Origin of the sequence: Saezia sanguinis, assembly GCF_963921665.1 — a bacterium.
Lineage (GTDB): Bacteria > Pseudomonadota > Gammaproteobacteria > Burkholderiales > Burkholderiaceae_C > Saezia > Saezia sanguinis.
The window spans coordinates 1-22,866 of record NZ_CAWUGC010000009.1 but is presented as its reverse complement, the minus strand read 5'-3'; the positions used below and the strand labels follow the sequence as shown (position 1 = coordinate 22,866).

Sequence of the window (22,866 nt, the reverse complement as noted above, 5' to 3'; positions counted from 1 at the left end):
TCCTCCTGCTGCATCAATGGCTTTCAAACGCCTGAAACGCTTGCAGCGCATCCTGCACCATCGCTGGCGCCATCAGCCAGCCATGCCGGAACAACCCGTTAATGCGGCTGATGCCATCTTCAGTCCGGATCAGCGGCAGGTTATCAGGCAACGCCGGCCTTAAATTGGTTTCCATATGCACAATCCGCGCCTCTGCCAGTTCCGGCAAAATGCTGTGTGCAGCAGCCATCAGTTCAACCGCACTGCGCACCGACATCGGGCCACGGTCTTCGCTTTCGATTTCGCTGGCACCAATAAACACCACATCTCCCGGCCTGGGCACAATATAAACACGGTAACGTGGGTGCAACAGGCGCAAAGGCCGGTTCAGCACCACGCCCGGTGCATGCAGCCACAACACCTCGCCACGCACACCGCGTACCGGCAGTTCGGGCCGGGCTTCCAGCCCGCGCGCATCAAACACCCAGTCCGCTTCAATGCTCTGCCCGTTTTCTGTGTGCAGAGCACCTGCTTCCATACGGGTAACACGCTCTCCCCAGTGCCAGTGCACGCCTTGTTTTTCAGCCGCATCGGCCAGCGCCACCATCGCCTGCCGGGTATGAATCTGCCCCTCACCCGGCAGCATCCACGCCTGCTGCACACCGCTGAGCGAAGGCTCCAGTTGTGCAAGCTCTTCCATCGATATGCGCTTAATACGCTGCTGCAATGCTTCGGCGTTTTGCGCCTGCCCAGCCTGCCGGAGCTTGTATACCAGCAGATCGGTCATGCGCTGCGCCGAACCTTCATCCCCCTGGTGCGCCAGCATCAACGAGCCCTGCTGCGCATGCACCACCGGCAACGACAGCGATGCCACAATCTGTGGCCACAACGCCAGCGACCGCATGCCCAGTTGATACACGCCTGCATCGCCACTTTCCAGTTCCGACACCGGGCTGAGCATGCCTGCTGCCGTCCATGCCGCCGCATGGGGTGGTGAAGAAATCCCCTCATGTTCATACACAGACGGATCCTGTGGACCGGGCACCGGATCGTAAACATGCACTTCATAACCGCGCTGTACCAGTTGAAACGCCAGCAAACGCCCCACCAGACCCGCACCGGCAACAGCCACTTTTTTTGTATTCACCATAATTTCAAAACTTTGTCAGTTAATGATTAATCAGTTTCACTGCACAACCAGAGCACGTTTCACGCCCTCTGACGCGCTCTGGTCCATGCGTTGATTACAGATCACACTTTACAGGCCGCACCTATTCCTGCACCAGATAAATCTCACCGCCTGCGCGCTGGAACTCCTGCGCCTTCTGCGCCATACCCTGCTGCAATGCGGCATCCTCGCTCACTCCCACCTGTGCAGCGTATTCGCGCACATCCTGCGTGATCTTCATCGAGCAGAATTTAGGGCCACACATTGAACAGAAATGCGCCACCTTGGCCGAATCCTTCGGCAAGGTTTCATCGTGCATCTCACGTGCCGTTTCCGGGTCCAGCCCCAGATTGAACTGATCAGTCCAGCGGAATTCAAACCGCGCCTGCGACAGCGCATCATCACGCGCCCGTGCTCCCGGGTGTCCCTTGGCCACATCTGCTGCATGTGCTGCAATTTTGTAAGCGACAATGCCCTGCTTCACATCTTCACGATCCGGCAAACCCAGATGCTCTTTGGGTGTGACATAACACAACATCGCAGTACCGTACCAGCCGATCATCGCCGCACCAATAGCACTTGCAATATGGTCGTAGCCGGGAGAAATATCCACCGTCAGCGGGCCCAGTGTGTAAAAAGGCGCTTCATGGCACAGCCTCAGTTGCTCATCCATATTCGCTTTGATCATGTGCATAGGCACATGCCCGGGGCCTTCAATGATGGTCTGCACATCGTGCTGCCATGCCACCTGCGTCAACTCACCCAGTGTTTTCAGTTCTGCCATCTGCGCTTCATCATTGGCATCCGACAGCGAGCCTGGGCGCAGGCCATCGCCCAGCGAAAAACTCACGTCATACGCCTTCATGATTTCGCAGATTTCTTCAAAATGCGTATAAATGAAATTTTCACGGTGATGCACCATACACCACTTCGCCAAAATGGAGCCGCCGCGCGAGACAATACCCGTACGGCGTTTGGCGGTAAGCGGAATAAACGGCAGCCGCACCCCGGCATGCACCGTGAAATAATCCACCCCCTGCTCGGCCTGCTCAATCAGCGTATCGCGGAAAATCTCCCAAGTCAGGTCTTCGGCAATGCCGCCCACTTTTTCCAGCGCCTGATAAATCGGCACCGTACCAATCGGCACCGGCGAATTGCGGATGATCCAGTCGCGCGTGGTATGGATATTTTTGCCGGTGGACAAATCCATCACCGTATCCGCCCCCCAGCGAATCGCCCACACCAGCTTTTCCACTTCTTCCTCAATGCTCGAAGTCACCGCCGAATTGCCGATATTGGCATTGATCTTCACCAGAAAATTACGCCCGATGATCATCGGCTCGAGTTCAGGGTGGTTGATATTGGCCGGAATAATGGCCCGCCCGCGCGCTACTTCATCGCGCACAAACTCAGGCGTGATCACCGCCGGAATAGCTGCCCCCAATGAGTTGCCAGCCAGACGCTGCTCGCGCTGCGCATCGGCCAGGTATTCACGCATCCACTCGCGCCTGCCATTTTCGCGAATCGCCACATACTCCATTTCCGGTGTAATGATGCCGCGTCTGGCATAGGCCATCTGCGTCACAGCCTGGCCTTTTTGCGTTGCGCACCTGGGCTGGCGCTGCAGGGCCTGAGCCTGCTGCCTTAAAGCCATCAGCGACGGTTGCTGACGCTCTTCATTTTTAAAACCATCATCCAGCGCCGCGGCATCGCGCCCGGTATACGCCTGTGTGTCTGCACGCGCTTGCACCCATGCACTGCGCGCCTGAACCGGCAGCCCCTTGAACACATCAATCGCCACCTCCGGGTCGGTATAAGGGCCTGATGTATCGTACAGCGCAATCTGCTCACCGTTGGTCAGTTCCACCTGCCGCATCGGCACCTTCAACTGTGGATGAATCTGCCCGCTCTGGTATACCTTCTGCGACGCAGGCAACGGCTTGCACACCTGCTGCATCGAATCCGGTGCGGCCTGTGAAGACGCTGGTGGGGTGGGGTTAGAGGAATCTGTGTCAAACATGGCGGCTCTCCTTGTCCATTGAACGAATGCTCCGGACAAGCGCGCCTGATATGAGACACAGCAATGCACTGCCGGTCTATCAACATAGACTGGACAAAACAATGCCGGGAAAAATCAGATGTGCTCAATCAGCTCTCCTTCCGCCGGTATTAACCGGATCAAGTTCAGCGGGACTGCCTGACCAACTCAGACGATCTCAGCACCATGCATACGGTGCGCCCCGGAGCAGTTGCCATTGTAGACCAATTCACCACTGCCTTGACAAAGTGTTTTGCCAATAACCACGCTCTGTTTGATGCAGATTAACTTTTCACACGCCAGTTTCACCATCACCGATCACCTCTTTATGCGAGGCCATTGCAAATGCAAATGTTATCCAGAAGCATCTTATCCACACCTGTGCATAAATCTGGTGCCCATTACATACATTCAAGAATGTATTTTTTAAATGCTTGATCTTGGCATCGCCAACAGGCTAATGCCTATTTATTAAGCATTCTATTGGAAACCTTATCAAACAGACCCTTCCGCAACATTATTCAAGCATTCCCAACAAACTTACCCACAAAGCCTGTGACTTATTCGACAACACCGCCGCAGTTGAAACAGGCTGTGGATAAATTAAAAACAACCCCAATGCAGCAGCACCATAACCTCGCTATACTTGCTTTCCATGGATGAAATGAAATGGCACTGGTACACATTTGAAGAGCTGCCCGTCAGCGCACTGTACGACTACCTGCATCTGCGCCAGCAGGTATTTATCATTGAACAGCAATGCATTTATGCCGACCTGGACGATAACGACCAGCTCGCACAGCATCTGCTCGGTTTTACACCGGAAGGCCATCTGGCCGCCTGCCTGCGTCTGCTCGCCCCCAAATCAAAATACCCCGAGCCTTCCATAGGCCGCATCATCGTTGCACCAGAGCAGCGCGGAAAAAAACTCGGGCACCAGCTCGTTGAAGCCGGCCTGAAACAGGCGCGGCAACTCTACCCAGGACAGCCGATACGCATTCAGGCACAGTCCCGCCTGACAGATTTTTACAAACAGCATGGATTTGACGCGCATGGCAAACCTTATGACGAGGACGGCATGGAACATATCGACATGCTGACCACCTCTTAACACCGAGCACAATGCCACAGACATTAGGCCATATCACACACCTGCTGTGCGGCAGCGTACAGCCTTTCCATCTACCCGAAACATTCAGCGCCATTGCCAAGCAGCCTGTTCAAGGCCTTGTTCATGCCGGCCCGCTCGGATTGAATGGTGACCAGCAGGCCGATCAGCGCGTACATGGCGGTGTTGATAAAGCCATACACCAGTACCCCTCAGAACACTACGCCTACTGGCGCAAGCAGTTTGGTGAGCTACCTGTTTTACAGGCTCCCGGCGCATTTGGCGAGAACATCGCCAGCACCGGCATGACAGAGGCCGATGTCTGCCTGGGCGATCAGTTGCAGATCGGCACCGCTTTGCTCGAAGTCAGCCAGTCGCGCCAGCCCTGCTGGAAACTCAACCTGCGCTTTGACACCGCAGACATGTCACTGCGGGTGCAGCAGACCGGGAAAAACGGCTGGTATTACCGCGTTTTGAAGGCGGGTGACATCCATGCCGAAGACGCCATCTGCCTGACACAACGCCCGTTGCCTGACTGGCCTTTGACGCGGATTAATGCATTGATCTTTGCCACAACCATCAATACGGCGGAATTGCAGGCTTTCAGCCAACTGCCTTTGCCGCCCTCATGGCGCAAGCTGGTAGAGCGGCGTTTAGAAAGCGGGCAGATTGAAGACATGCACAAACGCCTTTACGGTGCCTGAAACCTGAAAAGCCGGGGTCAGCGCGTCAGAAAAAACTGCAGCCCCAGCGTCACCAAGGCCGCCAGCCATGACAGCCAGATAGCGGCACGGCGGCTGACATCATCCCATTTATAAACCATGTCCGGGTGATCAGGGAAAAAAGCCGCCTCCATTTCATCGCCCGGCTGATACTGCAGGTAGCCTTTGAATGGCTGGCAATAGGCAGAGAACATCTGGCCCTGGTAGTCATACGCCACTTTCAGCATCATGCGCCCTTTTCGCCCTGTATTCCACTGCTCACGCTCGACCACCCTGGCCTGCACACGAATGCCCAGCGTTTTCAGTCTGGCCTCCAGGCGCATGTAATAAAGGCCCAGCGCAATCAGGCCAAATACGCAAACAGCACCAAATATGAACAAAGCAGGCTCTTGCATCGTTTCCCTTACCTGCGGCAAACAGCAGACGCAACGGTCCGAAACACAGTGCCGCTGTTTTCCAGCCCACAAATAATCATGTTGCGGTCACACATTGCGCATCATATCGGCAACCTGTGCAAAACTGCGCTTCATACGCTGTTGCAGTTTCGGGTCAACTCCAATTTCGCCCATCGCCTGATCCATACACGCGACCCATTGATCCCGTTCCGGGATGCCAATGCGAAACGGCAGGTGCCGCGCACGCAAACGGGGGTGTCCGAAACGCTCCACAAAATACTCAGGGCCTCCCATCCAGCCGCACAAAAACCAGAACAGGTGCTGCCGGGCACGCTCCAGCGTAGGGCCATGGGCGGCGCGCAGTTCTGTGTAAACCGACTCCAGATCCATCAGGTCGTAAAACCGGTCTACCAGTTCCTGTATCCTTTCCTCTCCGCCGATCCATTCAAACAAAGAATCATATGCCGGTTTTTCCTCAATCTGAACCATGCCTGCCCACGTGCCTTTCTTTCTGTATTCTTTTGTTCAATACTGTCATCATGGTACAGGATAGCTGCACCCGATGTAGATTACCTTGCATGCCGAAGCGCCACGCTCCGCACAGGCCTGTATGGCGCCACGCCCGGCCAGATCAGGCGTAACATCCACATGCAGTTGGTATACCTCTTTTTCATTGAGCGCAATCGCCAGACAGCGGTTGGAATATGTCGTTTCAACCATACATTCGCGCCCACCATTGTGCTCACAGGCGATCAGCGCGGCCGCGGCTGCATCTTCCTGAAACAGCCTGTTGTTGCTCACCCCCATGCCCATCACGCCCGGCACACTGTAATCTTTGGCCACGGCACCCCAGGTTGGTGTTCCCTGAGGAACAGCCGTACGGTATGGCGCGGGCTGCTCACTTTGACGCACTGGCGGAACCGGTGCCTGCAAATCATTTCCCAGCAAAGGCGGTAATTCCAGCGTATGGTCCAGCCCGTCACCGGGTTCCAGTTGGCGGTCACAATAAGGCGCAGAAGAACCGGGCGGACATGACGGCTGCGCCCCCGCAGAACTGACAAAAGCCACCCCAAGCACCAGCGCTGCCAAATGAATATATTTCATGACCCCTCCGAGACAAAATATGCCATTTTTATGCCATTTTGATACCATGCACCTACGGCATACATCTGCTTAAGCTGCTCATTATCGCAAAGACAACGCCGATTTTCAGCCAAAGGGTATGTCATACGCCTTAAAGTGTTGCAAAAGGATAAGCAGGAGATAACCGGCAAGGCATACCAAGTGCAGTGTAGTGTATTTACATCCGCAAGGCATAACACAACTGGGCGCTCATGGTCTTATCTGCCTGCGGGTTCCCGCCAGGCGTAATGCCCCTTTCATTGCGTGATCGGCTTAATCCAAAACAGTCCTCAACGTCTGAATAACCGGTCGCCTGAGCACCGAACGCAAACTCAGCCACCCGGCCAGCCATGCCAGCACAATACCGGCCAGCAATCCGCCGGCAGGCGCCCACCATGGTGGTGTCCAAACAAAATCAAACGCGTACCGGGCAAGTGCGCCGGCAATCACCATCGCAACCAGAGAAGCCACCAGCCCGGCAATAGCCCCCGTGCCCATGAGCTCGGCATTCTGTACCTTTTGCAGCAGCCTGTTACTGGCACCCAATGCACGCATGATGGCAAAATCATGCGCCCGCTGTTCGCGTGTGGCTGCAATCGCTGCAAACAACACAATCAAACCGGCCAGCAGCGAAAAAGCAAACAGAAATTCCACCGCACGAATCACCTGGCCCAGCACCTGCTGAATTTGCATCAGCATGGCTGAAATATTGACATTGGTGATGTTGGGAAAATCCCGCGACAACTGATCGTCAAAACGCAGATCATCCGGTGCCCTGAAAGCCGTGATATAGGTTTCGGGGTACTGCGGCATCTGTGCCTGAGGATACATCACAAAAAAGTTCACATGCATGGATGACCAGTCCAACTGGCGCACACTGGTGATACGACGCTCCAGCAGCACGCCCGCCACATCAAAACGCAATGTATCACCCAGCCTGAGCCCCAGGGTATCCATCAGCCCCGACTCCACCGATGCGCCATCCGCTTCATCTGCCACCCATTGTCCTGCCACAACCTGGTTATGCACTGGCAGTTGTGATGCATAACTCAGGTTAAATTCCCGGTCCACCAGCCGTCTGGCGCGGTCATCAGCATAATGATCCAGATTCACCGGCTCATCATTGACAGCCACCAGCCGCCCCCGGATCATCGGGTACCAGTCATAATCTTTGACGCCCGCCTCCTGCAACCGCTGCTGAAACGCCTGCGCCTGATCAGGCATGATATTGATCACAAAACGGTTCGGCGCATCTGGCGGTGTAGCCTGTTGCCAACTGCTGATCAGATCGGTACGTAGCAACACCAGCAAAATCAGCGCCAATAAACCAATCGCCAACGCACTGACCTGCGTAACCAACACCATGGGGCGCGCCGTCAGCGAACGCACCGCCAACCGCAGCCACGATGGTGCTGCCGCGGCATCTCTTAACGGGCGCAGCAGTAATACAATGCCATACGCCAGCAAGGCAAATATCGCCACGGCCAGCGCAAAACCACCCACGGTAATCATGCCCAAGGCAGCATCGCCACTGACCACCAGCAGCAAAATCATGAAGCCCACCGCACCGGCCAGCAAAACGGCCAATGCCGCTGGCTGCATTTCGCCCATATCACGGCGCAATACCCGCAGTGGCGGCACACGGGCCAACTGCAACACAGGCGGCAAACCAAATGCCACCAACAAAGTCAACCCGACCCCCAGCCCCAAAAACACAGGCAGCATACTGGCCTGCGGCAGGCTTTGCCCCAGCAACTGCGCCAGCAACGCAATAAACACATAATGCAGCCCATAACCGGCAGCCACACCTAAAACAGAAGCAATGATGCCGGCCAAGCCAAATTCAACGAGATAACCCCAGGCAATCGCCCGCTGCGGCTGCCCCAGCACACGCAGCAGCGCGCAATCATCCAGATGCCTGCGGGCAAAATCACGTGCAGCAATGGCGACCGCTACAGCGCTTAAAAGTGCTGCGAGCAAAGCCACCAGATTCAAAAATTTCTGTGCCCGCTCCAGCGTTTTCTGCATCGTCGGCTGCCCCGTATCCAACTGCTCCATGCGAACACCCCGCAAGGGTACGGCAGAATCCTCCACATGACCGGCACGCTGAATATAGTCTGCCGCCCATTGCTCATAGGCCTTGACCCTGGCAACGTCATCAGACGCCAGCGCAAAACGGTAATTGATACGGCTGGCCGGCTGCACCAGCCCGGTGGCCGGCAAATCAGCCGCATTCATCAATACGCGGGGAGAAAAACTCATGAAGCCGCCCGTCCCCCGGTCCGGCTCAATCACCAGCAATGCTGTCACCGGCAACTCCGCATCCCCCAGCATCAACGTATCCCCTGGCTGTAACCCCAGCGAAACCAGCAGCTCAGGGCTGATCCAGACCTCACCCGGCGCGGGCCCGTGCGTGACCGCTCTCAGCGGGGCTTCCAGATGGCTTTGCACCTGCAGTTCACCGCGCAGCGGATAAGCACCATCGACCGCCTTGACCGTCACCAGCCGCGTACTGCCACCCAGTTCATCCGGCGCCCTTGCCATGCTGGGAAAAGATGCAATCTGTGTCGTTTCCAGCCCCTGTGCCTGCTGCATAAATACAGCAGGCAGCGGTTGGTCACTGACAATCACCACATCGCCGCCAATCAGTTGCTGCGCATCGCGCACCAAAGAGGCATTCAAGCGATCAGCAAAAAAACCGACCGCACACAGCGCCGCCACGGCCAGAAAAACCGCCACCATCAGCAAACGCAATTCTCCTGAACGCCAGTCGCGCCAGGTCATTTTCAAGGCTTGTTTTATCATTCTTGCAAGCATAAGGGTAAACACTGACTCCTGCAGGGGTGCATCACCAATGGTTGTGCCTGTGTCATGGATTGCAGGTACAATCAACTACCGGGCCCAAATACTGGCGTCCGGTTTTTTGTTTCCGGATTTACGCGCATTGAAATAACCATCCAAATGCGCATTCCGGAAACGGCAGACCGAACTTTCAGGTCAAGTGCTCATTTTCGATTTTGACAGTATAGCCTGCTGTAGTTTTGCCGTATTTACTCTGACAAACTATATGGCATGCCTTTTCGGACTGGAGCCCAATTCATGGAAATCTTTGATTACGAGAATATCCTTCTATTACCGCGCAAATGCCGCGTGGATAGCCGTTCCCAATGTGACACATCCGTCGTTTTTGGAGGCCGCACATTCAAACTGCCTGTGGTACCCGCCAACATGAAAACCGTGGTGGACGAGCGTATTTGCGAATACCTGGCTTCCAATGGATATTTTTATGTGATGCACCGGTTTGACCTGGACAGCGTCGCCTTTGCCAAACGCATGCACAAAAAAAGCCTGTTTGTATCCATCAGCCTGGGCGTTAAACCGCACGACTGCAAAGTAGTCGAGCGCCTGGCCGCAGAAAACATTCCCGTTGACTACATCACCATTGATATTGCCCACGGACATGCAGACTCGGTACAGCGCATGATTGCGTTCATCAAAAAAACACTGCCACAGACTTTTATCATTGCTGGCAATGTTGGCACGCCGGAAGCTGTCATTGACCTGGAAAACTGGGGAGCAGATGCAACCAAAGTCGGCATCGGCCCCGGTAAAGTCTGCATCACCCGCATGAAAACCGGCTTTGGCACCGGCGGCTGGCAACTTTCAGCGCTCAAATGGTGTGCGCGTGTGGCCACCAAACCCATCATTGCCGATGGCGGCATCCGTGAAAATGGCGACATTGCCAAAAGCATACGGTTCGGCGCTTCCATGATCATGATCGGCTCGCTGTTTGCCGGACATGAAGACTCACCCGGCAAAACCGTAGAGATCGATGGCCGCCTTTATAAAGAATACTTTGGCAGCGCCTCAGACTTTAACAAGGGCGAGCGCAAGCATGTGGAAGGCAAACGCATTCTCGAACCTATCAAAGGCAAGCTGGCCGACACGCTTCAGGAAATGCAGGAAGACGTGCAAAGCTCTATCAGCTATTCAGGCGGCAAACAGCTCAGCGACATCCGCAAAGTCAATTATGTGATTCTGGGCGGAGACAATGCCGGCGAACACCTACTGATCTGAGCACAAGGCGAAGCTGTTCATGAAAAAAGGCTTATTCATTTGAATAAGCCTTTTTGACATCAGACACTTCTTGACCTGGAACCATCACTGAATCCAGCCATACATTTCCACTTTGCTGCGACTGCTCATTTGCTGCGGCGGGTCTTTGTAAATATATTCGACTAATTTGTCACCCTCATATACTGAATAAGGCCCCAGCAGCACTTCAGGGGGGGCATATCCAAATGGTACGGCACTGTACATCACCGTCTGATACGTATGCTGATCCTGCGTATCATTCAGAATAAAGACATGTACTTGTCCCAACTGAGGTTCAAGCATAATAGCCTGGCCATTTTTGAATACAAACTCCGAAGAAAATAACAACAGCTTTTCGTAATAACGCTCTGCTACCGACTCATCAAGCACATATACACGGTTTGGCAATGAAAAGAGCACGCCTGCAGATAATGCGGCAAAAATTATAAAGCCGGTAAACCGGTGTTTAGAACGCCTGAGCAAAGCAAACCAGATGCTGCCCAACACAACGGCAACAACAGCACAAACACCTGCTGCTACACCTATCGAAAACATGATTCTGCCTTTAACTTGCAGCCGGTTTAATGAATCCAGCCACGCTCGGCTCTGTTGCCCTTAACGCGAATGCTGCTTGGCGGATTTTTATAAATATAGTCCACAGAATAATTCACTGTATTCATGGAATAAGGCTGCAAGCGTGTTTTTTGCGGGTCATAGCGTCCCCCGGACGTACTGTACACCACAATTTCAAAAGTGCGGCGCTGTTCCGTATCATTCAAAATGATGGCGCGTTTACCAAACCCCCACTGCGGCACCACAGTCGCAGACTCACCATTTTTAAAAGTGAATTCGGATGAAAACAAGGCAATGCGTTCATAATAGCGCCCTTCCACCGACTCATCCAGCACATACACATGGTTAAGCAGGAATAAATAACAAACTGCCGCGATCACACCAAACACGACAAACCCGGCGAATTTCTGTTTTGTTTGACGCAGCAAAATAAACCAGACCACACCTAAGATAATCGCAATGACCGCAAGAATACCGATCGCTACGCCTACAGATATCACGTGAAACTCCTCTGATAACTTAATGGAACTGGATTATAGAGGGGGTTGTTTTATTTCCTTTTATAGATTGTCTGCTTTTCACAACTCCCCTATTCGCCAGCCCAGGTTACCTCAGGGAAATGCACTTTCTTTTCGCACGGCCATGCTCAGGTAATACAAGCTATCACACAACATGCTTGTGTCATCCCAACACAATATGTTCCCGGTAAAACGCCCGGCAACACCTTGACGGATGTCTCTTAAAACTTGGAGAAATCCGGCCAGCGTTTTTCAAAAAAAGCACTTAATGCTTCTTTGACTTCTGCACTTCCCACGCATGCATTAAAGGCATCGGCTTCTGCTTCAATGGCCACATCCACTTCCTGCCGCCAGCTCACCTGCAACAGGCGCTTGGTTGCACGCACAGCAGCAGGCGCCAGCTTGTTAAAACGCTCAGCCATACGGCGCGCATGGTTCACCACTTCATTTGCCGGCAGAATTGCATTGATCAGCCCCATCTCCAACGCCTCCTGCGCATTGAAGGGTTGCGCCAGCAGCAGTTTCTCAGAAGCTCTGGCCCTACCGGCCAACCGCGGCAACAAGTAGCTGGAGCCAAACTCCGGCACCACCCCTAAAGAAACAAATGGCAATGCAAAGTGTGCAGTATCGCCCGCATACACCAGATCGCAGTGCACCAGCATGGTGGTTCCAACACCAATGGCAGGCCCGTTCACTGCTGCGACCACCGGCTTTTCAAAATGGCACAGTGTGTGCATGAACACACGCAGCGGCGAGCCGTCCTCCAGAACTTTACCGGCGACAAAATCCTCCAGGTCAGCACCTGCAGTAAATACCTCGGGTTGCCCATGAATCAGCACAGCACGAATCTGCGGATCGTCTCCGGCAGTCTTGAGTACTTCCGTCATCTGCAGATACATTTGTGCATCCAACGCATTTTTCTTTTTCGGCCGTGCCAGTTCTATACTTGCAACCCCGTTAAGAACAGCTGTTTTGATACCCATGACTCTTTTACTCCTTCTCGATGCAATTTTTACTCGACAGGCCAACTTGAATGTCTTTGCCTGACTCATCAATCAAAAAGCCCACTTACAGCGGGCTTTTTCTTTATCCAATCCAACGGCGGGCATTACGGAACATACGCATCCACGGACTCATGGATGATGTATTACCGGCTGTCCAACTCATCTGAATATTGCGGTAGACCCGCTCCGGGTGCGGCATCATCACTGTGAAACGTCCATCAGCCGTTGTCACTGCGGTTAACCCATCCGGACTACCGTTCGGATTCAGCGGATAAACTTCGGTGCCCTGCCCGCTGCCATCCACGTAACGCATGGCGCGAATCACCTGGCCCGCGTCCCCCTGGTGCGAAAAGTTGGCATAGCCTTCGCCATGTGCCACCACAATTGGCACGCGAGAACCCGCCATGCCGGCAAAAAACACAGAAGGCGAATCCAGCACCTCAACCATCGAAAGCCGTGCCTCGTACTGCTCACTGAGGTTACGCGTGAAACGCGGCCAATACTGTGTTCCCGGAATAATTCCGGATAGCGCGGCCATCATCTGGCAGCCATTGCAAACCCCCAGTGCAAACGTGTCGCCCCGCTGGAAGAAATGCGCAAACTGGTCATGCAGCGCCGTATTAAACAGCACCGAACGTGCCCAGCCTTCACCGGCACCCAGCGTATCGCCATAACTGAAACCGCCACAAGCCACCAGCCCGGCAAAATCTGCCAGCTTTGCACGCCCAGCCTGCAGGTCTGTCATATGAACATCGTATGCATCAAACCCGGCCTGCGCCATGGCCCATGCCATTTCCACGTGAGAATTTACGCCCTGCTCACGCAGAATAGCCACTTTGGGTCGGGCCGCTACATTCAGGAACGGTGCAGCCACGTCCTCCTGATCGTCAAATGTCACATGCCAGTGCAGGCCCGAATCTGTGCCGCCCGCCAGTTCATGCTCAGACTGTGCGCACACCGGGTTGTCGCGCAGCATATTGATGCGCCAGGACACCTGATCCCATACTTTATGCAAAGCCTCGCGCGGCTGGGCATACACTGCCTTGGCGTCGCGCCATACTTCAATGCGGTCGCTCTGGTTGGGTTTGCCGATCACATGGCTGCATGTAGACAACCCATGCGCTCTCAGCACATTCAGCACGGCATCACGCTCAGCGGTACGCACCTGCAATACAACGCCCAGCTCTTCGGCAAACAGCGCATGCAACGTCAGGTCGTTGCGGCGTTCTCCCACCTGCGTTGACCAGTTTTTCGCTTCGCCGCTATCCATGCGGCCATCAGTAACGCCGTCGCCTTCCAGTATCAGCATATCCACGTTGACCGCTACTCCGATATGGGCAGCAAACGCCATTTCGCACACGGTAGCCCACAAACCGCCATCAGAGCGGTCATGATAAGCCAGCACCCGCTGCTCCTGGCGTAACTGCGTCAATGCCGCCGCCAGTTGAGTGATCAGTTTCGGGTCGTCCAAATCAGGCACAGAATGCCCCACCTGGTTCAGCGTCTGTGTCAGTATAGAGCCACCCAAACGGTTCTGCCCGCGCCCCAGATCCACCAGGATCAAAGTCGTATCGCTATCAAGCGCTTTCAACTCAGGCGTCCAGGTCTGGCGCACATCATCCAGCGTGGCAAAAGCCGACACAATCAGTGATACCGGTGCGGTAACCTGCTTCGCCTGCCCCTGGGCGTCCTGCCAGCGCGTGCGCATGGAAAGTGAATCTTTCCCCACCGGGATCGAAATCCCCAGCGCCGGGCACAATTCCATCCCTACCGTTTTGACCGTTTCATACAAAGCGGCATCTTCACCCGCCTCACCGCAGGCCGCCATCCAGTTCGCTGAGAGCTTGATCTGCTTTAACTGGGCCGGGGCTGCCAGCAGGTTGGTAATGGCTTCACCTACCGCCATACGGCCAGACGCCGGAGCGTTCACAACCGCCAGCGGAGTGCGTTCGCCCATGCTCATGGCCTCTCCTTTAAAGCCCGCATAATCGGCCAGCGTTACCGCACAGTCCGCCACGGGAATCTGCCAGGGGCCAACCATCTGGTCACGGTGGCTCAGCCCTCCTACCGTGCGGTCGCCAATCGTCACCAGAAAACGCTTGCTTGCCACGGTCGGATGTTTCAGCACATTGATACATGCGTCTTCCAGCGTCACACCCGTCACATCTATTGGCTGCACCACAGGCGTTGTGCGCTTGACATCACGCAGCATCTTGGGTGGTTTGCCCAGCAGCACATCCAGCGGCATATCCACCGGCATATCTGTTGCAGCAGAATGCTGCGAATCTTCCACAATCAGTTCGCGCTTTTCGGTAGAGCGGCCAATCACGGCAAAAGGTGCGCGCTCGCGTTCGCATATCGCTTTGAATTTTTCCAGCGACTGCGGCGCAATTGCCATCACATAACGCTCCTGGCTTTCATTGCTCCAGATCTCTTTGGGCGACATGCCGGACTCTTCCAGTTGAATGGCCCGCAAATCAAACCGCGCGCCGCGTCCGGCATCGTTCACCAGTTCAGGGAACGCATTGGAAAGGCCGCCGGCCCCCACATCATGAATCGCCAGAATCGGGTTTTCCTGCCCCAACGCCCAGCAGGCATTGATCACTTCCTGTGCGCGGCGCTGAATTTCAGGGTTGCCACGCTGCACCGAATCAAAATCCAGTTCAGATGCATTGGCACCTGCCGCCATGGAACTGGCTGCACCGCCCCCCATGCCGATGCGCATGCCCGGCCCGCCCAGTTGCACCAGCAAAGTACCTGCCGGAAACTGCACCTTGTGCACCTGCTCGGCCGCAATAGCGCCCAGGCCACCGGCAATCATGATCGGCTTGTGGTAACCGCGCCGCTGTCCGGCCACATCCTGCTCATACACCCGGAAGTACCCGGCCAGTGCCGGACGGCCAAACTCATTGTTGAACGCAGCGCCGCCCAGCGGACCTTCAATCATAATCTGCAACGGGCTGGCAATATGATCCGGCTTGCCATACGCCTGCTGCTCCCAGGGCTCCTGAGTATCAGGCAAATTCAGATTGGATACCGAAAACCCTACCAGCCCGGCTTTAGGCCGGGAACCACGCCCGGTGGCCCCTTCATCGCGGATTTCCCCGCCAGACCCCGTAGCCGCTCCCGGAAAGGGTGAAATCGCCGTGGGATGGTTATGCGTTTCCACCTTCATCAGCACATGTTCTGTACGCGGCTGTGCCACATAAAGCGCTACCGAAGGCATATCTCCCTGCCTGGGCAGCCAGCTTGTCACCTGCCCGCCTTCCATGATCGCTGCATTATCCGAATACGCTACGACGGTTCCCTGTGGATTCAACTGGTGCGTGTTGCGGATCATCTGAAACAGCGATTTATCCTGCGCCACACCATCAATGACAAACTCGGCATTAAAAATCTTATGCCGGCAATGTTCACTGTTGGCCTGCGCAAACATCATCAGTTCCACATCGGTCGGGTTGCGTTTCAGCCCGGTAAATGCATGCACCAGATAATCAATCTCATCGTCTGACAATGCAAAACCAAACTGCTTATTGGCCTGCACCAAAGCCTGCTTGCCGCCGCCGAGAATATCAATGTGCGCCAAAGGCGCCGCGCTGACCTCCTCAAACAACGCCTTTGGCGCATTTTCATCAAACGCCACACTTTCGGTCATACGGTCATGCAGCAAGGCGGCAATACCCTGCAACTGCTCTGCCGTGAGTGTTTTCGGCTTGCCCAGCAAGCCGTTTTGACATTCAAGCACATAGGCCGTCACCCGTTCGATGCGGTGCACCGCAATACCACAGTTATGGGCAATATCGGTTGCCTTGGATGCCCAGGGCGAAACAGTGCCCAGGCGCGGCATCACCACAATCTGTGCAGGCGTATCGGCCCCACCCAGATACGACTCAAAGTCCCCATAGTGCAGCAACGTCTGCAACGTTTTCTGTAATGCCTCATCAGGCTGCTGCTCAAGCGCTACCCAGTGCACGTAACGGGCATGAATGGCACTGACTGCCGGCGCCAGTTGCTGCACGCGTGGCAATAATTGCTGGGCACGAAAGGCGGATAAGGCATTCGCACCATGAAAACTCAAAAGATGGTATGTCACGATAAAAAGCTGATGTGGTTGAAATGATAAAATATGTGCATACAGAATATGGGCCCATATGCCCCGCTTGCCTGCAATTTTACTAAGCTGCTGCCATAATCTGTCATACTATGACTATTAAGATCAAAACCGAAGCTGAAATCCAAAAAATGCGTGTCGCTGGCAAACTTGCCGGCGAGTTGCTTGACTATCTGACCGATTTTATCCAGCCAGGCGTCACCACCGAAGAAATTGACCGCCTTGCCTATGAATATATGGTCAACGTTCAGGGCACCATTCCGGCACCCCTTAATTATGCCCCACAAGGTTATAAGCCGTATCCAAAATCAATATGTACCTCGATCAATCATCAGGTATGCCACGGCGTGCCCAATGAGCGCCCGCTGAAAAAGGGCGATATCGTCAATATCGATGTCACCCCGATCAAGGATAGCTGGCACGGTGACAGCAGCCGCATGTACATAGCCGGTAAAGGCTCAATTGCCGCCACGCGTCTGTGCCAGGTCACTTTTGAAGCCATGTGGCTGGGCATTGACATGGTGCGCCCAAATATCCATCTGGGCGACATCGGGCACGCCATACAGGTTTATGCCGAACGCAACGGCTACTCTGTGGTGCGTGAGTTCTGCGGACACGGTATCGGGCAGGGTTTTCATGAAGACCCGCAGGTATTGCATTATGGCCGCCCTGGCACACGCGAAATTTTGCAGCCCGGCATGATTTTTACCATTGAGCCCATGCTCAATATCGGCAAAAAAGAGATCAAGGAAGGCAACGACCCGTTTGGCTGGTCAATTGTCACCAAAGACCATTCTCTGTCAGCCCAGTGGGAACACACCATTTTGGTCACAGAAACAGGTTACGAGGTACTGACTTTTTCTGCCAAATGCCCGCCGCCGCCCGGTTTTGTCAAACATTTTGTCCCCAATCAGCTGGTTGTGCCCGAACTGGGTCGTGCCGCCACTGAAACATCCTCATCCTCGTAGAGGCTGATGAACCCGATGATCCGTGATATATGAACACAGAAGCCCCTGCCAGTACCCTGCTTCGCGACCACCACCGGCAAGCGATCAGCCAACTGGTAGCGCAATTTGATGCGACCAGGCCTTCAACACGGATCATTCACAACTTTCTGGCGCAGATTTCCCGTACCACCGACCAGACACTGACCGCTCAGTGGCGGGCCAGCGAACTTCCGGCCGGGACAGCGCTGGTGGCCGTAGGCGGCTATGGCCGCGCCGAGCTGTTTCCCTTCTCAGATGTGGATGTCCTGATTCTGCTGCCGCAGGGTACCGACCTTGAGCAGGATACGGCAACCCGCACAACCGTTGAAAACTTCATTGGCAGTTGCTGGGACCTGGGGTTGCACATCGGCTCCAGCGTACGCACCATTGAAGAATGCCTGAAAGAGGCTGCCAATGACATCACAGTGCAGACCGCCCAACTGGAATCGCGGCTGGTGACCGGCGATAAAACCCTCTACCAGGATTTTCGCCAGCAATTTGAACAGCAGATGGACGTTCGCGCCTTCATTCAGGGCAAGCTGGGCGAAATGCGCCGCAGGCACCAGAAATATGAAGACACGCCTTATGCGCTGGAGCCCAACTGCAAAGAAAGCCCTGGCGGGCTGCGTGATCTGCATGTGATTTTATGGATTACCAAAGCCGCACATTTAGGAACCAACTGGACTGAACTGGCTCAAAACGGGCTGGCAACTGCCTGGGAAGAACGCCAGTTGTACCATAACGAAGCCTGGCTCAAACTGGTACGCGCCCGTTTACACCTGATTGCCAAACGGCATGAAGACCGCCTGGTTTTTGACGTGCAGGAACAACTGGCACAGGCACTGGGGTATGAAAGCGATGGTGAACGCCGTGCCTCCGAAGTATTCATGCGCCGTTATTACCGCACGGCCAAAGCCATCTCGCAGCTCAACCAGATTCTGATGCTCAGCATTGCCGAGCGCATGTTGCGTGAACACACACGTCCGCCGCGCCCGCTGGATGGCTACTTTCAAGACCAGAACGGTACACTGGATATCATTGACGACAACATTTACACCCAGGACCCGCATCAGATTCTGCGCACATTTCTGGTGTACGTTCAGCACCCGGGCATCAAAACCTTTTCCGCCCGGACGTTTCGGGCCCTGTACAACGCCCGCAGCCTGATGAACGCCTCTTTTCGCAAAGACCCGGTCAATGCGCAGACATTCATGGCCATCCTGAAATCGCCGCAGGGTATCACGCACGCGTTCAGACTCATGAACCAGACCAGCGTACTGGGCCGCTACCTGTGGACATTCCGGCGCATTGTCGGGCAAATGCAGCACGACCTGTTCCATGTCTACACCGTAGACCAGCATATTCTGATGGTGCTGCGCAATATCCGCCGCTTCTTTTTGCCCGAGCATGCGCATGAGTATCCGCTATGCTCGGAAATCGCCGCCAGTTTTGACAAGCCATGGCTGCTGTATATCGCCGCGCTGTTTCATGACATTGCCAAAGGCCGTGGCGGCGACCACTCGGAATTAGGAGCCGAAGAAGTCAGGCGTTTTGCCCGTGCCCACAATATTCCGGCAGAAGACAGCCGGTTTATTGAATTTCTGGTCGCCGAGCACCTTACCATGTCACGCATTGCGCAAAAAGAAGACCTTGGTGACCCGGACATCATCCACCACTTCGTCAACATTGTTGGCGACGAACGGCATCTCAATGCGTTATACCTGCTCACGGTTGCCGACATCCGGGGCACCAGCCCCAAAGTCTGGAACAGCTGGAAAGGACGGCTGCTCGAATCTTTGTACCGCATTTCTTTGAGCGTAATCGGAGGCAACATCTCCGATTCAGACGCGTTGGTGGCCACCCGCAAACGCGCAGCGCTGGACATTCTGAAAAAATCCCAGTTCATCCCTGGCAACGAACAAAGACTATGGTCTACCCTGGGGGTCAGCTATTTCATGCGCCATGAACCGGCTGAAATCGCCTGGCACACACAACTGCTATGGGACAAGGTGGAATCCCCCGACCCTATTGTTGACGTGCGCCTGAGCCCGCATGACGAAGGCATACAGGTTCTGGTCTATGCATCAGACCAGCCCGACCTGTTCGCCCGCATCTGCAGTTACTTCAGCTTTACCGAACTCAGCATTGTGGATGCCCGCATCCACACCACCATGTCCACCAAAGGCGGCCCCGGCTGGGCGCTTGACACTTTTCAGCTATTGCCTGTTTCCGATATGGACGAACAGCCAATCCCCAAAGAACACCTGAGCAATGTCATTTCACACGAGTTGCACGAGCTTTTGCTGAAAAATGCGCCTTTGCCGGAAAGCCGGCCATCGCGCCGCATATCCCGCCGGGCCAGGTATTTCCCACTGCCCCCGCTGATCGAGCTGGTGCCCGACGAAAGCCGGCAGCGCTGGCTGCTTAATATCGTTGCCGGAGACCGCGTTGGCCTGCTTTATGCCATTGCACGGGTACTGGCAGCCCGGCACATCAATGTCGAACTGGCCAAAATCCTCACACTGGGAGACCGGATTGAAGATACATTCCTGATTTCGGGAGACAAGCTCGACCACCCGGCTTATCAGGCAGAACTGGAACAGGAACTGGCCAAAGCCATACAGCCCTAGCCTATTTCAGCAGATAAGTCCCCGTTTCGCCCCGTTGGCTGGTTACTCAGAATCACTTCAGCCGGTAATCCAGCAAATTCAGCTTGGGATACACCTTTTGTATCCGCGCAACGATTAGACGGTAGGCATCCACCCCGGAAACATCTTTCCAATGCACCTGCTTTTGCTCCAGCATTTGCAGTGAAAGCTCCAGCAAAGCAATCAAAATGGGCTTGTTGATGCCGACGACGTAACTTCTTCTCTCAAGCCTCTCAACGTCAAACTCAGCACAAAACCTGGCCATCAGCAACTCCAGCCGGCTCCACCGGCGAACCCGCTGGATATAACCTTCTGCTTTTAAACGCTCTTTATAGGTTTCAATGAACTTATTGGCTTCATCAGGCGCTTTAGGTACCTGGTAATCCGGAATTTTCCAAAAGGCAAAAAATGCCTGTTGCATATACTGCACAGATGTATTGGCGTTGCTCTTGGTTGCCCCTCTGCCAGTATCCTGCTTGTCATCATAATCCCCATACATGGTGTTGAGAACTTCATGATCATTAGAGAACAGTGTCATGGCATTGCTCCATGCCTCCTGCTCTTTGGCCTTGGTCTTTTTAATATATTTGGCCATCTGCACCATATCCATATTAAAGGAACGGCGCTCTTTTTTATCCTGAGTCAGCACAGACCGCGCATATAAAACCACTGCCGTCAAAGCAGCAAGCACGCCAACCAGCAGCAGTGTTGGCCATATTATGTCCATGCCCACATCTCCCTCATCACAGCTTCAATGATCTGTTGATACTGAAATTCATTTTTCATGCGTTCATGCTTATTTTTTATTCATTTCAAGTATCAATTATGCCCGAAGTCCATGCATTTCATGATAAATAAAACCACTTTGGCAGGCTATCCGCCTTCCAACATACTGACAAATTTTATATGAATGTATGTTTATATACAAACCCCGAAGATAAAATTTCAATGACACATACCTGTTTACCTATGTAAAATCAAAGCCATACCTTATCTGAAACAGAAAAGTGAGCACGCCTATGCCAAGCCGGTTTTACCTCAGCCTTTTATTGAGCGCATCTCTCGCATTCCTTGGCGCCTGTACCACGCCAGTCAATAAGGAATACACCGTTTCCGGCGGCAACAAAAATGCAGGGCTGATAGAGCTTTCGCTTCAGTACACAACCAGAGAAGACCCGCAGGTCTCCCCTGACCAGCCCGGCCAACTGGCATCAGAACGCTGTCAAATGTGGGGATACACCGAGGCTCAGATGATCGGCATACCTGAATTGGGATGCGCCTTGCAGGACGGGAGCAAATGCCTGCGCATGCGCTCCACCATCAAGTACCAATGCCAGTGAGTACCTGTTCTATTGAAGCAACGCTTGCCTGCCGGACATGAACTCACCCTAGAAAAAGGAAAAAGCAAAAGGGACCTGCCGGTCCCTTTTGTCCTTTTGCAACAGCCAACTCAACAGCACTTCTTTATTTACTGCTGAATCCGCAACTGCCCTTCCGGCACACGCTGATACTCAACCTCGCCATGCCCATACAACTGGACAAACTGGGCAATATTGGCCTGAATCGCACGGTTCAAAGACACGCGGTCACGTGCGCTCTGTACCGGCTCCTGCTGATAAGACACCGTGCTGGAGCTGGAAATACCCCGTACCCACTTCACCTCACCGGTCGCAGAGTCAATCACTTCATAACTGGCAACTGCTGTGGTTGAAACACCCAGGTCAGGGTTACGTGTCTGACTGAGCTGGATGATTTTGACCCGCACATCCATTTTCTGGGTTGCGCCCACAGTAAACACCTGGGAACGTGTCAGTGAGTCCATCACGCTCTCACGCCACATGGGAACCAGTGCCTGAACCTCCGGCCGCATGTATCCCTGCTGCTCGCTCACAGGTGCAATCGAAACCAGTACCTCTCCCAACTGTGCATTGACCTTTTGTGTACTGAGCGGCACATTGCTCACGGTTGCGCTGACATGGGGTTCAGACTGGCAGCCAGCCAGCATCAATGCCAAAATTCCCAATCCGACAAACCAACGACGCATCATGCATTGCTCCTTTAGATATATATTGGACCAAAGTATAAACACATACAGACATTGTGCACACTGGTGCATTGAATGACCAGATTTCTTTGCCGTTTCTATGCAGCAAATGATGCGCTGCACCCACAGTCACCTGCCAGTGACATGTCTGACATGCTGTGCAACCATTGACCCATCCGGTAGCCAGGGGAAAAATAAAGCAGCGTCAGGCCTTACCACTGCCAGCCTAGGCCGAGCTGGATTTCATAGCGTTTGAAGCTTTCACTGCCATGCTGCAAGCCGATATGCCCCCAGGTGCTCAGGCGCTCGGTAAGCTCTCCCTGCACCCCGATCTTGACTTCCCCGACGTTCCTGC

Annotated in this window: 19 protein-coding genes and 1 riboswitch; of the genes, 6 read left to right on the top strand and 13 right to left on the bottom strand. The window is 54.2% G+C overall.

What is annotated here, in order from left to right:
- Positions 1-13: 13 nt before the first annotated feature.
- Positions 14-1,129, bottom strand: coding sequence for an FAD-dependent oxidoreductase (locus AACY98_RS06030; protein WP_339802846.1), 1,116 nt, complete (start codon positions 1,127-1,129; stop codon positions 14-16).
- Positions 1,130-1,250: 121 nt separating this feature from the next.
- Entirely contained in the window at positions 1,251-3,104 is a 1,854-nt protein-coding gene (gene thiC, locus AACY98_RS06025) for a phosphomethylpyrimidine synthase ThiC (RefSeq protein ID WP_339802955.1), read from the bottom strand.
- 181 nt (positions 3,105-3,285) lie between these two features.
- Positions 3,286-3,400: riboswitch (TPP riboswitch) on the bottom strand.
- Positions 3,401-3,840: 440 nt separating this feature from the next.
- Here thiC and AACY98_RS06020 point away from each other — a divergent pair.
- Positions 3,841-4,296, top strand: coding sequence for a GNAT family N-acetyltransferase (locus tag AACY98_RS06020; RefSeq protein WP_339802843.1), 456 nt, complete (start codon positions 3,841-3,843; stop codon positions 4,294-4,296).
- Positions 4,297-4,307: 11 nt separating this feature from the next.
- Positions 4,308-4,997 (top strand): MOSC domain-containing protein, encoded by a 690-nt coding sequence (locus AACY98_RS06015; RefSeq protein WP_339802840.1) that lies wholly within the window; start codon positions 4,308-4,310, stop codon positions 4,995-4,997.
- Positions 4,998-5,014: 17 nt separating this feature from the next.
- Here the strand turns inward: AACY98_RS06015 and AACY98_RS06010 are convergent, their stop codons facing one another.
- The 4 genes from AACY98_RS06010 to AACY98_RS05995 form a co-directional block, all read right to left on the bottom strand.
- The gene (locus AACY98_RS06010) at positions 5,015-5,410 is read right to left on the bottom strand and encodes a DUF3592 domain-containing protein (protein WP_339802837.1); all 396 of its coding nucleotides are present in this window, start codon (positions 5,408-5,410) and stop codon (positions 5,015-5,017) included.
- An 87-nt stretch (positions 5,411-5,497) separates the two neighbouring features.
- Entirely contained in the window at positions 5,498-5,899 is a 402-nt protein-coding gene (locus AACY98_RS06005; protein ID WP_339802835.1) for a group II truncated hemoglobin, read from the bottom strand.
- A 48-nt stretch (positions 5,900-5,947) separates the two neighbouring features.
- A complete protein-coding gene (locus AACY98_RS06000) occupies positions 5,948-6,514 on the bottom strand; it encodes a DUF4189 domain-containing protein (protein WP_162615344.1) in 567 nt (188 codons plus the stop codon).
- A 291-nt stretch (positions 6,515-6,805) separates the two neighbouring features.
- Positions 6,806-9,316: an ABC transporter permease gene (locus AACY98_RS05995; protein ID WP_339802952.1), complete on the bottom strand. Its 2,511-nt coding sequence runs from the start codon at positions 9,314-9,316 to the stop codon at positions 6,806-6,808.
- Positions 9,317-9,631: 315 nt separating this feature from the next.
- On the opposite strand from AACY98_RS05995, the gene AACY98_RS05990 reads away from it, so the two are divergent.
- Positions 9,632-10,609, top strand: a complete 978-nt coding sequence (locus AACY98_RS05990) for a GMP reductase (RefSeq protein ID WP_339802831.1) — start codon at positions 9,632-9,634, stop codon at positions 10,607-10,609.
- An 84-nt stretch (positions 10,610-10,693) separates the two neighbouring features.
- On the opposite strand, the gene AACY98_RS05985 is transcribed toward AACY98_RS05990, so the two are convergent.
- From AACY98_RS05985 to purL, 4 genes are all read right to left on the bottom strand, one after another.
- Entirely contained in the window at positions 10,694-11,182 is a 489-nt protein-coding gene (locus AACY98_RS05985; RefSeq protein ID WP_339802829.1) for a hypothetical protein, read from the bottom strand.
- A gap of 26 nt (positions 11,183-11,208) precedes the next feature.
- Complete coding sequence (locus AACY98_RS05980) at positions 11,209-11,700, bottom strand: hypothetical protein (RefSeq protein ID WP_126980690.1); 492 nt, start codon at positions 11,698-11,700, stop codon at positions 11,209-11,211.
- Between the two features lie 239 nt (positions 11,701-11,939).
- Positions 11,940-12,701: an enoyl-CoA hydratase gene (locus tag AACY98_RS05975; RefSeq protein WP_126980689.1), complete on the bottom strand. Its 762-nt coding sequence runs from the start codon at positions 12,699-12,701 to the stop codon at positions 11,940-11,942.
- A gap of 103 nt (positions 12,702-12,804) precedes the next feature.
- Entirely contained in the window at positions 12,805-16,815 is a 4,011-nt protein-coding gene (purL, locus tag AACY98_RS05970) for a phosphoribosylformylglycinamidine synthase (protein ID WP_339802827.1), read from the bottom strand.
- A gap of 110 nt (positions 16,816-16,925) precedes the next feature.
- On the opposite strand from purL, the gene map reads away from it, so the two are divergent.
- Positions 16,926-17,801, top strand: coding sequence for a type I methionyl aminopeptidase (gene map, locus AACY98_RS05965; protein WP_339802824.1), 876 nt, complete (start codon positions 16,926-16,928; stop codon positions 17,799-17,801).
- A gap of 29 nt (positions 17,802-17,830) precedes the next feature.
- Positions 17,831-20,449: a [protein-PII] uridylyltransferase gene (locus AACY98_RS05960; protein WP_339802821.1), complete on the top strand. Its 2,619-nt coding sequence runs from the start codon at positions 17,831-17,833 to the stop codon at positions 20,447-20,449.
- A gap of 52 nt (positions 20,450-20,501) precedes the next feature.
- Here the strand turns inward: AACY98_RS05960 and AACY98_RS05955 are convergent, their stop codons facing one another.
- Positions 20,502-21,194: a hypothetical protein gene (locus AACY98_RS05955; protein WP_339802818.1), complete on the bottom strand. Its 693-nt coding sequence runs from the start codon at positions 21,192-21,194 to the stop codon at positions 20,502-20,504.
- 292 nt (positions 21,195-21,486) lie between these two features.
- Between AACY98_RS05955 and yecR the strand changes: the two genes are divergently transcribed.
- A complete protein-coding gene (gene yecR, locus AACY98_RS05950) occupies positions 21,487-21,807 on the top strand; it encodes a YecR family lipoprotein (RefSeq protein ID WP_339802815.1) in 321 nt (106 codons plus the stop codon).
- A 128-nt stretch (positions 21,808-21,935) separates the two neighbouring features.
- Here yecR and AACY98_RS05945 read toward each other — a convergent pair whose 3' ends face one another.
- Both AACY98_RS05945 and AACY98_RS15025 read right to left on the bottom strand, forming a co-directional pair.
- Entirely contained in the window at positions 21,936-22,514 is a 579-nt protein-coding gene (locus tag AACY98_RS05945) for a hypothetical protein (RefSeq protein WP_339802812.1), read from the bottom strand.
- Between the two features lie 209 nt (positions 22,515-22,723).
- Positions 22,724-22,866 (bottom strand): autotransporter outer membrane beta-barrel domain-containing protein (locus tag AACY98_RS15025; RefSeq protein WP_423817514.1); only part of this gene is annotated, 143 nt, incomplete at its 5' end.

Coding starts and splice junctions, on each gene's coding strand:
- AACY98_RS06030 (WP_339802846.1), bottom strand. CDS start 1,129: ATGGTGAATACAAAAAAAGTGGCTGTTGCCGGTGCGGGTCTGGTGGGG.
- thiC (WP_339802955.1), bottom strand. CDS start 3,104: ATGCAGCAGGTGTGCAAGCCGTTGCCTGCGTCGCAGAAGGTATACCAG.
- AACY98_RS06020 (WP_339802843.1), top strand. CDS start 3,841: ATGGATGAAATGAAATGGCACTGGTACACATTTGAAGAGCTGCCCGTC.
- AACY98_RS06015 (WP_339802840.1), top strand. CDS start 4,308: ATGCCACAGACATTAGGCCATATCACACACCTGCTGTGCGGCAGCGTA.
- AACY98_RS06010 (WP_339802837.1), bottom strand. CDS start 5,410: ATGCAAGAGCCTGCTTTGTTCATATTTGGTGCTGTTTGCGTATTTGGC.
- AACY98_RS06005 (WP_339802835.1), bottom strand. CDS start 5,899: ATGGTTCAGATTGAGGAAAAACCGGCATATGATTCTTTGTTTGAATGG.
- AACY98_RS06000 (WP_162615344.1), bottom strand. CDS start 6,514: ATGAAATATATTCATTTGGCAGCGCTGGTGCTTGGGGTGGCTTTTGTC.
- AACY98_RS05995 (WP_339802952.1), bottom strand. CDS start 9,316: ATGACCTGGCGCGACTGGCGTTCAGGAGAATTGCGTTTGCTGATGGTG.
- AACY98_RS05990 (WP_339802831.1), top strand. CDS start 9,632: ATGGAAATCTTTGATTACGAGAATATCCTTCTATTACCGCGCAAATGC.
- AACY98_RS05985 (WP_339802829.1), bottom strand. CDS start 11,182: ATGTTTTCGATAGGTGTAGCAGCAGGTGTTTGTGCTGTTGTTGCCGTT.
- AACY98_RS05975 (WP_126980689.1), bottom strand. CDS start 12,701: ATGGGTATCAAAACAGCTGTTCTTAACGGGGTTGCAAGTATAGAACTG.
- map (WP_339802824.1), top strand. CDS start 16,926: ATGACTATTAAGATCAAAACCGAAGCTGAAATCCAAAAAATGCGTGTC.
- AACY98_RS05960 (WP_339802821.1), top strand. CDS start 17,831: ATGAACACAGAAGCCCCTGCCAGTACCCTGCTTCGCGACCACCACCGG.
- AACY98_RS05955 (WP_339802818.1), bottom strand. CDS start 21,194: ATGGACATAATATGGCCAACACTGCTGCTGGTTGGCGTGCTTGCTGCT.
- yecR (WP_339802815.1), top strand. CDS start 21,487: ATGCCAAGCCGGTTTTACCTCAGCCTTTTATTGAGCGCATCTCTCGCA.
- AACY98_RS05945 (WP_339802812.1), bottom strand. CDS start 22,514: ATGATGCGTCGTTGGTTTGTCGGATTGGGAATTTTGGCATTGATGCTG.